The sequence below is a fragment of the Brooklawnia sp. genome (genome assembly GCF_049651565.1).
Lineage (GTDB): Bacteria > Actinomycetota > Actinomycetes > Propionibacteriales > Propionibacteriaceae > Brooklawnia.
In genome coordinates, this window is sequence record NZ_JBASCI010000226.1 from 1 (window position 1) to 2,451 (window position 2,451).

Here is a 2,451-nt window from a genome sequence, read left to right on the forward strand (position 1 = left end):
CAGCGCCGCGGCTTCAGCCTCGCTGCGGGCGACCAGTTGGGACGCCCGGCCCTGCGCCTGCTGGGTCAGCAGGTCGGCTTGCGCCAGCGCGTCGGCCAGCGTGGCGTTGGCCTGCTGCTCAGCGGCCGCGGTGATCTCGTTGGCCTGGCTGAGGGCCTCGTCGATCCGCGACTCGGCGTCGTCCCGGGCGCGCTCCAGTTCCCGCTGGGCCTGCTCGGTCAGCTCGCTCGCCTGCTGGTGCTGCCGGGCGATCTCGGCGTGTAGCCGTTCGATGTCGATGTTGGCCTCGTCGGCGTCCTGCCTGCGCTTCGCGGCGTACTGCTCGGCCTCCCGGCGCACCTGATCGGCGAAGTCCTGGGCGACTTCGAGGATCCGGGACGCGCGCCGACCCAGATCGTCCTCATCCAGGATCTCGTCGCTGACCGTCATGGCGTCCATGCTTCCATCCCTCGCGCGACGATCAATCCTCGGGTGCAACAGCCCGGCAGCTCACGCTGCGGCACGCTCAGCCGTTGTCTGGGTTCAGGCGGCTTTGCCAATAACCGGGCCGACGTGAAGTGTGGGCGACTGCCACAATGATGATCCGGTCGTCCTGCACGAAGTAGACCACGCTGTAAGGGAAGTTCTTGACGCCCTTGGATCGGACCAATGGCTCGTCTTGCCAGCCCCGCCACACTGCCCACGCTTCTGGCGAGTTGACAATAGCCTCAATCGCGGCGCGCGCAGCTCCCTCGAAGCGTTCCCCGAGGCCAGGTTCGCGTTCGTCGTACCACTCAACGTCCGCGACCATTTCGGCTCGGGCATCAGGGTGGAACTCGAACTCAGGGCTCATGCCTTGCGGGCGGCTCTTCGCTCGGCCAGCTCGGCGAAAACCTGTTGGCCTGGAATTGTGTTGACCCGGCCGCCGATGATGTCGTGAACACGCGACCTGATCTCCACGGTCCACGCCTCGTCGATGGACTCCTGATCGGCCACCTCGATGGACTCGAGGAGACGAAGCGCGACGTCCTTGCGTACTGAGGGAGGCAGGGCGAGCCCGGCCTCGTAGAACTCCGACGCACTCAACGACATGGCAACCAGTCTACGCAAGGGCTCGGATCAGTAGTAGTACGGGAAATCCGACCAGTCGGGGTCCCGCTTGGCCAGGAAGGCGTCGCGGCCCTCGGCGGCCTCCTCGGTCATGTAGGCCAGCCGGGTGGTCTCGCCGGCGAACAACTGCTGGCCGACAAGGCCGTCATCCGGCAGGTTGAACGCGTACTTCAACATCCGGATCGCGGTCGGCGACTTGCCGCAGATCTTCCGACCCCAGGCCAGCCCCTCATCCTCGAGTCGGGCGTGCGGGACAACCTTGTTCACCATGCCCATCCGCAGCGCGTCCTCGGCCGAGTAGGTATCGCCGAGGAAGAAGATCTCGCGGGCGAACTTCTGCCCGACCTGCCGGGCCAGGTAGGCCGAGCCGTAGCCGCCGTCGAAGGACGCCACGTCGGCGTCGGTCTGCTTGAACCGGGCGTGTTCGGCCGAGGCGATCGACAGGTCACAAATGACGTGCAGGCTGTGGCCACCGCCGGCCGCCCAACCACTGACCAGGCAGATCACCACCTTCGGCATGAACCGGATCAGCCGCTGAACCTCGAGGATGTGCAATCGCCCGGCCCGCGCCCGGTCGACGCTGGACGCGTCCTCACCGGCGGCGTACTGGTAGCCGCTGGCGCCGCGGATCCGCTGGTCGCCGCCGCTGCTGAACGCCCACCCGCCGTCGCGGGGACTGGGGCCGTTGCCGGTCAGCAGCACGCAGCCGACGTCGGCGGCCTGCCGGGCGTGCTCGAGGGCCAGCAGCAGCTCATCGACGGTGTGCGGCCGGAAGGCGTTGCGCACCTCGGGGCGGTTGAAGGCGATCCGCACCACACCCGGGTTGCCGGCCAGCTCGCTCGCCCGGTGGTAGGTGATGTCGGTGAAGTCGAAGCCGGGCACCTCGTCCCACAACTGGGGGTTGAAGGGGTTGCCGGACACGTCACTGCTCATGAGCTCCAAGGTAGCCAACCGCGCAGCCCGGTACCCTGATGCTCACACCGACCGAACGGAGGCCCGGATGCGCCGCTGCGCCGTGATCGGCAGCCCGATCGCCCACTCGCTGTCGCCGCTGCTGCACCGCACCGCCTACGCCGAACTCGGGTTGACCGACGCCTACCGCTATGACGCTTTCGAGGTGACGCCGGCCACCCTGCCCGGTTTCGTGGCCGGGTTGGGCCCCGAGTGGGTCGGGTTGAGCGTCACCGCACCGAACAAGCAGGCGCTGCTCGACCAGGGCGAACCCGACCCGATCGCGGTCGAGCTGCGGGCGGGCAACACGCTGATCCTCGGCCCCGACGGCGCTGCCCACCGGGTGTACAACACCGACGTGACCGGGCTGCTTGCCGCCCTCGCCCGGGCCGGCGTTGACCGGGCCGACAC

5 protein-coding genes are annotated in these 2,451 nt (G+C 68.3%); 1 reads left to right on the plus strand and 4 read right to left on the minus strand.

Annotated features, from left to right (window positions below; translation table 11 throughout):
• From WBL05_RS10715 to WBL05_RS10730, 4 genes are all read right to left on the minus strand, one after another.
• Positions 1-438, minus strand: a 438-nt coding sequence (locus WBL05_RS10715) for a hypothetical protein (protein ID WP_424225835.1), incomplete at its 3' end; no start/stop codon positions are given.
• 67 nt (positions 439-505) lie between these two features.
• Positions 506-832 (minus strand): type II toxin-antitoxin system RelE/ParE family toxin, encoded by a 327-nt coding sequence (locus WBL05_RS10720; RefSeq protein ID WP_424225836.1) that lies wholly within the window; start codon positions 830-832, stop codon positions 506-508.
• Positions 829-1,071, minus strand: a complete 243-nt coding sequence (locus WBL05_RS10725) for an addiction module protein (protein WP_424225837.1) — start codon at positions 1,069-1,071, stop codon at positions 829-831. The genes WBL05_RS10720 and WBL05_RS10725 overlap by 4 nt, the downstream gene beginning before the upstream one ends.
• A 27-nt stretch (positions 1,072-1,098) precedes the next feature.
• Positions 1,099-2,022, minus strand: a complete 924-nt coding sequence (locus WBL05_RS10730; protein ID WP_424225838.1) for a 1,4-dihydroxy-2-naphthoyl-CoA synthase — start codon at positions 2,020-2,022, stop codon at positions 1,099-1,101.
• A 67-nt stretch (positions 2,023-2,089) separates the two neighbouring features.
• Here WBL05_RS10730 and WBL05_RS10735 point away from each other — a divergent pair.
• Positions 2,090-2,451 (plus strand): shikimate dehydrogenase family protein (locus tag WBL05_RS10735; RefSeq protein ID WP_424225840.1); only part of this gene is annotated, 362 nt, incomplete at its 3' end.

Bases quoted from the DNA above. Each gene is read 5' to 3' on its own strand.
- WBL05_RS10720 (WP_424225836.1), bottom strand. From the start codon at position 832: ATGAGCCCTGAGTTCGAGTTCCACCCTGATGCCCGAGCCGAAATGGTC.
- WBL05_RS10730 (WP_424225838.1), bottom strand. From the start codon at position 2,022: ATGAGCAGTGACGTGTCCGGCAACCCCTTCAACCCCCAGTTGTGGGAC.
- WBL05_RS10725 (WP_424225837.1), bottom strand. From the start codon at position 1,071: ATGTCGTTGAGTGCGTCGGAGTTCTACGAGGCCGGGCTCGCCCTGCCT.